The 7,730-nt window shown below is 40.9% G+C and carries 8 protein-coding genes and 1 tRNA gene; 2 read left to right on the forward strand and 7 right to left on the reverse strand.

Annotated elements, in window-relative coordinates:
* Positions 1-564: 564 nt before the first annotated feature.
* The 4 genes from QZX97_RS10200 to QZX97_RS10215 are packed head-to-tail and all read right to left on the reverse strand — an operon-like array spanning position 565 to position 2,026.
* Positions 565-1,356: an SOS response-associated peptidase family protein gene (locus QZX97_RS10200; RefSeq protein WP_295655750.1), complete on the reverse strand. Its 792-nt coding sequence runs from the start codon at positions 1,354-1,356 to the stop codon at positions 565-567.
* Between the two features lie 11 nt (positions 1,357-1,367).
* Entirely contained in the window at positions 1,368-1,613 is a 246-nt protein-coding gene (locus tag QZX97_RS10205) for a hypothetical protein (RefSeq protein WP_295655751.1), read from the reverse strand.
* Between the two features lie 11 nt (positions 1,614-1,624).
* Positions 1,625-1,771 (reverse strand): hypothetical protein, encoded by a 147-nt coding sequence (locus tag QZX97_RS10210; RefSeq protein WP_295655752.1) that lies wholly within the window; start codon positions 1,769-1,771, stop codon positions 1,625-1,627.
* Positions 1,772-1,792: 21 nt separating this feature from the next.
* Complete coding sequence (locus QZX97_RS10215; protein WP_295655753.1) at positions 1,793-2,026, reverse strand: hypothetical protein; 234 nt, start codon at positions 2,024-2,026, stop codon at positions 1,793-1,795.
* Positions 2,027-2,276: 250 nt separating this feature from the next.
* On the opposite strand from QZX97_RS10215, the gene QZX97_RS10220 reads away from it, so the two are divergent.
* A complete protein-coding gene (locus tag QZX97_RS10220) occupies positions 2,277-2,690 on the forward strand; it encodes a hypothetical protein (RefSeq protein ID WP_295655754.1) in 414 nt (137 codons plus the stop codon).
* Between the two features lie 189 nt (positions 2,691-2,879).
* On the opposite strand, the gene QZX97_RS10225 is transcribed toward QZX97_RS10220, so the two are convergent.
* Both QZX97_RS10225 and QZX97_RS10230 read right to left on the reverse strand, forming a co-directional pair.
* A tRNA-Ser gene (locus QZX97_RS10225) sits at positions 2,880-2,966 on the reverse strand.
* A 67-nt stretch (positions 2,967-3,033) separates the two neighbouring features.
* Positions 3,034-5,109: an HDIG domain-containing metalloprotein gene (locus QZX97_RS10230; RefSeq protein ID WP_295664627.1), complete on the reverse strand. Its 2,076-nt coding sequence runs from the start codon at positions 5,107-5,109 to the stop codon at positions 3,034-3,036.
* A gap of 143 nt (positions 5,110-5,252) precedes the next feature.
* On the opposite strand from QZX97_RS10230, the gene QZX97_RS10235 reads away from it, so the two are divergent.
* Entirely contained in the window at positions 5,253-6,404 is a 1,152-nt protein-coding gene (locus QZX97_RS10235) for a hypothetical protein (protein ID WP_295664628.1), read from the forward strand.
* A gap of 1 nt (position 6,405) precedes the next feature.
* Here QZX97_RS10235 and QZX97_RS10240 read toward each other — a convergent pair whose 3' ends face one another.
* Positions 6,406-7,608 (reverse strand): proline dehydrogenase family protein, encoded by a 1,203-nt coding sequence (locus tag QZX97_RS10240; RefSeq protein ID WP_295654267.1) that lies wholly within the window; start codon positions 7,606-7,608, stop codon positions 6,406-6,408.
* Between the last annotated feature and the right edge of the window lie 122 nt (positions 7,609-7,730).

Raw genomic sequence — 7,730 nt, forward strand, 5'->3', positions numbered from 1 at the left:
ATACCGGCTGTCCGGAAAATGTTGTACCTTTAAGCATACTTTTTGAGTGTGGTAACTTAAAGGTAGAAAAAACGGGCGGGCTCTGGCCCTCCCGTTAATTTTTTGGTTTGTTAACCGGACAACAATGATTTAAAAAGAATAATTCAAACTAAGACGCTATCCAATATTTATCTGTGTACCCGTCAAGGACTATACCCTACAAATACAGTTTTTGGGTTCGTTTGGGGAAATACCGGGGGCATGAAGTTCCGTACCCCCTCAAAAAATATTATATGTGCTATACTTGGACTTCGAGGATAATGCCCCCTGTTTTAGAGGCCTTACAGATCAAAAGAGATGAAAACCCACAAACCGGGGTGGCCTCAATTCTCAAATTAAAAAAGATTTTTATGTACAAACGGTCAGGATAATACCCCTGCGCAATTTTTCCGATTTTTTAAACATTCAATTTGCTATAAAAAAGCACCATAAAAGCGCATAATCCTATTCCGAAATGAAAGAAGTAAAGCATTGTTTATTAGTGTTTTACTCTCAAATACGCAAATTCAATATTTAGACACTTTTTTAAACCGCAATATCTAACGGCGGCAATTCAATTCCGTAATCATAAGGCTCAGTAGGATCACTTAAACCCTGGAACTGTGGCGAGATTGTATGAACCGTCATTTCACTTGCCGGTAATTGAGTAGATGCTATCTCTTTAATACGTTCTTCTGAAAGGTCACCAAACATCCATTCATAAGCCAGATCGTCATTCAGGATAGTTGGCATACGCATTTTAGAGTTATGTACTTGTTCCATTAATGGGTTGGCTTTGGTTGTGATCACAGCTACGGTATTAACGGCTTCTCCCGTGTCGCGGTCAACCCATTGTTGATAGATACCAGCCATGTAAAAATAAGGTGCATCTAACACATTAATATAGTATGGGTACTTATCAGGGGTTTTTAATGGTAAACCCGTTTTTGCGTGGTTACGGTAAATATGTCGCCATTCAAAAAAGCCACTTGATAAAACTAAACACCGACCTTTTTTTACAGCATTCGCCCACATAGAGCGTTTGCCCTGCTCATTCGTAAACAAGTTTTCCGCTTTAGCGTTAAGGGTCGTAAATTTCCGTTTGAATATATTAGCCTCTTGCCTGTTAGGGATAAAAGGTGCAATCATACCCCATTCCATTTGAACAATGTCAAAGTTTGTTTCGTCAGCGTTCGGTACTATTACGGCAACTGGCACATCTGTAAACCCATTTATTACAACTTGGTTTAAGAAATTGTATTGGTGTATGTCCCGCTCCATTTGCTTGAGCCTAATAAACTCCTCTCTGGTAACAAATTGCCCGTTATAATAACACATATCCTACTTTTTTATTTAAAGTTAGGAAAATCTTGCTTACAAATCATTTCAATGATGATGGATATATCTTCTGTAGTCAATTCGCTTTTCGGATTGACGTCATTGCGCCAGCCGTAATTTTCGGTTAACCACACCCGTCCGCAATAGCGTCTGTCAATCATTACATAGTATATATCACATCCGCATCCTTGCGCATCGGATATTTCTACGTGCTTATCCGTCTCGCCAAAGGCAGCCCGCATAAAGATTTTTGCCACATTGTCGGCTATTATAACTCATTGCCAAAAGGTAGTATCTCATTCGGGTCTATTGGTGTTTTACAACGCAATAACTCATAAGCTTCAGGATCCAGGTTTGTTTCGTCAAACTCAATAATGTCATTGGGGTCAATGTCTATGACAGTGTCGATTTTCATTTTTTTCATCTTATTTTAAAATTAAATTTCCCATCCAAATGGAAGCCTGTAACGTTGCAGTTCATCAAGTTTGTATTCAAGTACAACGGCACTTAAAAACCTATCGGCAGCACGGCTGTTTTTGAACGCAAGGCCAGCACCAAAAACAATCCTATATTCAAATTCATTTCCTTTCTCGCCAATACGTTCGTAAGTATGCTTTATCCGATACCTTTGAGCTTCAAAACTTAACTCGCCAAGTTCTTCAATATCCATGAATCAAAATTATGCTAAAATAGTTAGTAAATCAAAATGATTTTTTTACAATTTTTTAAAGGCTTTATTTTAGTACTATGTACCTGTGAATACGGGGTAACCACACCACAACCGGGGGGGGTGTTCGGCCACCGGAAAATGATTTTATTATTGACGGGGTGGGTTGATTGTTTTTGATTGCCCGTAGGCTGCATTATGTGCGATAGAAGGCAGGATTATTGCTTTCGCTTACCAATAGCTATCTTTGAATATGAATAGGCATGTACTTAGTTATAGCAGTGGGGTAAGGCCTGTTAATGGCAATGACGAAAATATTAACCGTCTTATAATAGCTGCCTGTAAATTAAACAGTCTAAGCCCGGCATTAATTGAACCATACATACCCCGCAGGACAGGATTAAGAAACACCTTTGCCTTTCAATACCTGTTAAACATAAACGTTAATCCACGATTAACAAAAACAGCATACGCAAATATGTTTAACACCTGTAGGCATTCAACTTGCCATGTCATTGATTATTTAAAAGAATTGGGTTTAGTTTATGAATTAGGCAAGCCACGCTTAATTAAGCCCTTTCAGCGATTTAAAGTTGATACAGCCTATAATATCACTACTAAGGGCAGTAAAGTAATTACAGGGGTTTTAAAAGTCGCCGGGATATAATAAAAGGGATACTAACCAAATAGCACCCCTTTCAAGTTTTTACCGATAGCGACATCGGTAAAACAAATATAGTCATTAAAACTGGATGGGGAAACTCAATAATTTGCTACCAATTTTGCTACCAAATTATTTATCACTAACTAAAATGCCCTATACATATCATATAAGGCATTTTTTATTTTAGGTTAGCGGTGAGGGAGGGATTCGAACCCTCGGTACAGTTTCCCGTACGTCAGTTTAGCAAACTGATCCTTTCGGCCTCTCAGGCACCTCACCAGTTTTGTCGTCCCCTGTTTTTTGGGATTGCAAATATAGCAAATCGCTTATCCTGTCAAAAAAATATTTAGTTATTCTGATAATCTATCCTAACATGGTAAATACTCATCAGCATCCGCTTAAATATCATCTTGATGGTCTCTATGTCTTTTAGCGTTATGTTGCTGTCCTTCAACTGTTCCTGATCCAGCTTATATTCGATGATGCGGTCGACAAGCGAGTCGATGGTTTGGGCATTTGGTTCGTGCAGCGATCGAGAAGCTGCTTCAACTGAATCCGCCAGCATTAACACACCCGTTTCTTTCGAAAATGGGATAGGGCCGGGATACCGGAAAGTATTCTCGTCGACGATCTTTTCGGGGAAGTTTTTGAGGTACGATTGGTAAAAATAATCCACACGCGTATTGCCATGGTGGGTGCGTATAAAGTCGATTACAATTTCGGGCAGGTTCTCTTTGCGCGCCATTTCGATGCCCTTGCTTACATGGCGGATGATGATTTGGGCGCTTTCCTGGTAAGTCAGCTTGTCATGCGGGTTAAAGCCGCTGTTTTGGTTTTCGATAAAATAGAGCGGGTTCTCTATCTTACCAATGTCGTGATATAATGCACCCGCCCTAACCAGCAGGGCATTGCCGCCAATGGCATATATAGCACTCTCGGCGAGGTTAGCAACCTGTAGCGAATGCTGGAACGTACCAGGGGCACTAAAGGCCAGCTTGCGCAGCAAAGTGGCATTGGTATTGGTGAGTTCGATGAGGGTAATATCAGACGTAAGACCAAATACCTTTTCGAATATGTAGATAAGCGGATAGGCCAGCAGTGTTGAACCTACGCTAAACAGGAATGGCAAAAAGCCTTCCCAATCAATGGTGGTAAAGCTGCCTTCGCGAATAAGGGATATCCCCACAAAAGCCACAAAATAGTTAGCCAGAATGATAGCTGCCGATATGAGGAACTGCTCGCGCCGCACCAGATTTTTGATGCTGTAGATGGACACCATACCCGCCGTAATCTCAAAAAAGCCAAACTCAAAGCTGTTTGGAACAAAAAAACCTGCAATGAGCACTACCAGCAAGTGTATATTGAGCGCAAGCCGGGTATCGAACAGGATACGGATGATGATTGGTACGATGCAGTACGGGATATAATAAAAATTAGGCAGCTGCAGCCTGATGGCCAACGATAAGGTTGCCAACATCGCTGTTATAACCAGCAAAATAAGGCTCACCAAACGGTTGTCGTAATATATATCCTTCCGGAAGAGGTATAAGAACACCATCAGCAAACTGATAACAATGGCAACCAATAAAAACTGGCCCATCAAAACCAGTCGCGGGTCGCCGTTAACGCGTACGTTATCGTCAAATGCCGCTTTAAACGATTCCAGCTTTTGGTATATATCCTGATTAATAACCGAACCTTTGGACACGATAAGGTCGCCTTTTTGCACCATGCCCCGGGTTGACGACAAGCCTTCTATTGCCTCGTTTTCTAACCTGCTGGTCAGTTTATCGTCGAAAGTGAGGTTGTACTGCAACCTGTCTTGTATGATGCCGATGAGGAAGCTTTTGTCGATGTTTTTATAGGACGATAATGTCTGGTCGATATAACTGAGGGCTGTTTCTGAAGTATATAGCTGCGCCGTATTGGTTTCGGTGGCTATGTTATTGTGCAGTATGGTAATCCGGTAATTTTCAGACGCTGTTTGGTATTTTTTGTTGAGGGTAAGCAGCCCCTTATCATACACATCTTTTAAAAGGTTATAGCCAATGTTATAATATTTCTGTTTCAAATCGGCCGCAAGGCCACTTGTTTTCCATTTTACCTCGAATCCGTTTTTATAACTTTCGAGGCTCTGCTGTTCAATACCAGCATCCAACTGGTATATCGGGATGATGCTTCGTATCGCGGCATCGCGGTCATCCTTCTTTTCCTGATCGGTTTTTTGTATCGCGAAGATATAAGGAGAAAGGAGGTCCTTTTGGTTCCATACCTTGCCTTTTTCATATTCGTACCTAAACTTGGCCTGTTTGGGCAGTACCAATACGATAAAGCATATACTCACCAACATCATCAGCAGTTTGATGTTGCCCGAATATTTACGTAACAGCGCTTTTTGGCGCGAAGAGCTGAGTGTTGCCATCCGTTTGTAAAACCTGTCAAAATTATAATAAGTTTCGGTTAAATTGACAGTACCAGCACAGAAAGCTCAATATACCCATCGAACTAAAACAATAGTTGCAAAAATCGTTTTAAACTATTATTTTAGTTGAAAACTTCTTTTCGATGAAAAATACTTTGACCGGCCTTTTTTTAATGGTACTAATGTTCGGCGCATTCTCGTTAAAAGCCCAGCAATATAATATAAACGATGCTGTATTGATAGACATGTACCAAAATCAACGCTTTATGGATGCGGTTGATTATCTTAAAAAGAACTGCCCTGAACCAGTAACCAATATCAAGATACTAAGCCGGTTTGCGTATGCCTACCAAATGGCGGGAAAAGCGTTGCAAGCCGAAACTTATTATAAACGGATGTACGACCAGGACTCGACCAGTGTACCTGTTTTGCTGAGCCTTGCGGGGATTAATGCCAGCCGGGAAAATAAACCCCAGGCAATTTATTATTACGAAAAAGCAAGTCATTTCGACAAAAACAACTTTCAGGTGTACAAGCAATTGGGGCATTTATATTTGGAAAAGGCCGATACATTGAATGCTTTAAAAAACCTCTCGAAGGCTAATTATATTGATGCGGAAGAACCCAATGTGGCAACTGACCTGAGCGCAGTGCTGATTGCTACCAAAAAATTAAAACAGGCCGAAAGTATTTTGATCCGTGCACTTGCTGCCGATTCGACCAATTTGCTTTTGCTTAGGCAGGTAGTTAACTTACAATACAATGCAAATCGGTTTAAAGAAACGATTGTTACCTGCAACAAAATTATCGAGCAAGGCGACCAGTCAGTAGGTGTCATCAGCAAATTGGGCAATTCGTACTACAAGCTTAAGAACTATGAATGCTGTATCGAATCATTCGCTATGCTACCTGATATTTACCAAACGGAGGGCACTTACTACCTGGTTGCCATGAGTTATAAAGCGCTAAAGAAATATAAACCAGCGTTAGAGAATTTCGACAATGCTTTAAAACAGGCCATATCCCCTTATACAGATAGCTATTATGATGAAATAGCAGATATTGACGATACGTTAAACCAATTTAAAACAGAAGCTGCCAACTATCAAAAAAGCTTGTTTTTTAAAGAAAGTGGTACTATTTACTACTCATTGGGCAGCTTGTATGACAAACAACTGCATGATAAAAAGAACGCCTTAAAGTATTTCAAAAAATACCTCGACTCCAAACCACCCGAAAAAGAACACGAGTATGTTGCTTACGTACAAAGCCGGGTGGCAGAGTTAAAGAAATAAACTATATCCCTCGCCTCTTTTTTTCTTTGGCTATCAATCCCAACTCTCGGCTCATTTGACCGGATATGGCTGTATTCTCTTCGGCGCGCCTGAAAAGGTATGGCAATACCGCCTCGACCGGACCGTAGGGAACATATTTGGCTACGTTGTAATTGGCATCGGCAAGGTTAAAGCTCAGGTTATCGCTCATACCCAACAATTGCGAAAAATACACGTTCGGGTGGTTATGGTCAACTTTATGCGTGTTTAGCAGTTCGACTAAAAACCGGCAGCTATCTTCGTTATGGGTTCCCGCAACAAACGCCACATGCTTTATATTGGCTATACAAAACTCCATGGCACTATTATAATCATCGTCAGTGCCTTGTTTTGTAGTTTGTATGGGCGATGGGTAACCATTGTCGGCAGCACGCTTACGTTCTTTTTCCATATACGCCCCGCGAACCAGTTTAGCGCCAAAATAAAACCCCTCGTCTATTGCTGTAGTAGCATGCTTCCTTAACGATTCCAGCTTATCATGTCTGTACAATTGGTAAGTGTTATAAACTATGGGGCGGGTTTTGTTGTAGTCTCGCATCATGTCGAGCGCTAAAGTATCAATGGTGTCTTGTATCCAACTTTCCTCAGCATCTATCATTACACGTATATCCAGGTCGAAAGCCGTTTTACAAATATCATTAAACCGACCTTTGGCTATGGAAAATTCATTTTGTTCGGCTTCGGTCAATGTTTGGCCGGCGTCCAATTTTTCGAGCAAACCAAAACGTACAACACCGGTAGGTTTAAATACGGTAAGCGGAATGGCCGGATCGCCAACTGCGCGGTGGATGATCCGGATAATTTCGTCGCGGGTTTCATCAAAAACCTGTTCATCATCTTCACCTTCAACCGAGTAATCCAATATGGTACCCACTTTGCCTTCATGCAGGTTTTTGATGGCTTCCGCACATCCATTAATGGTTTCGCCACCGCAAAAATGCTTAAAAATAGTAGCACGGATAATGCCTTTAATGGGCAAACGTATCTTTAAAGCGAAGTTTGTAATAGGGGGGCCAATCCGTACAAAGAAATTAATGTTTATCATCTTGAAAAGCCAATATGCGCGCCGTAAGGCTGCATTTGAAGTATGGCGGAAGGCTATTTCGGTGTTTTCAAAAGAAAGGCCGCCCTTAGGCGAAGGGGTATCGGTTTCATGGATCAGCATACAGCAAATTTATAAAATGTAACATATATTAAAGCTTTATCCGTTGAATAGTTTATTTTTGCGCTTCTGATGATTGAGTTTAAACTTACCGAAGAATTTATCCCGATGATTCAATTATTGAA

Origin of the sequence: uncultured Mucilaginibacter sp., from assembly GCF_903893715.1 — a bacterium.
Classification (GTDB): domain Bacteria; phylum Bacteroidota; class Bacteroidia; order Sphingobacteriales; family Sphingobacteriaceae; genus Mucilaginibacter.

Coding starts and splice junctions, on each gene's coding strand:
- QZX97_RS10210 (WP_295655752.1), bottom strand. CDS start 1,771: ATGAAAATCGACACTGTCATAGACATTGACCCCAATGACATTATTGAG.
- QZX97_RS10240 (WP_295654267.1), bottom strand. CDS start 7,608: ATGCTGATCCATGAAACCGATACCCCTTCGCCTAAGGGCGGCCTTTCT.
- QZX97_RS10235 (WP_295664628.1), top strand. CDS start 5,253: ATGAAAAATACTTTGACCGGCCTTTTTTTAATGGTACTAATGTTCGGC.
- QZX97_RS10230 (WP_295664627.1), bottom strand. CDS start 5,109: ATGGCAACACTCAGCTCTTCGCGCCAAAAAGCGCTGTTACGTAAATAT.
- QZX97_RS10200 (WP_295655750.1), bottom strand. CDS start 1,356: ATGTGTTATTATAACGGGCAATTTGTTACCAGAGAGGAGTTTATTAGG.
- QZX97_RS10215 (WP_295655753.1), bottom strand. CDS start 2,026: ATGGATATTGAAGAACTTGGCGAGTTAAGTTTTGAAGCTCAAAGGTAT.
- QZX97_RS10220 (WP_295655754.1), top strand. CDS start 2,277: ATGAATAGGCATGTACTTAGTTATAGCAGTGGGGTAAGGCCTGTTAAT.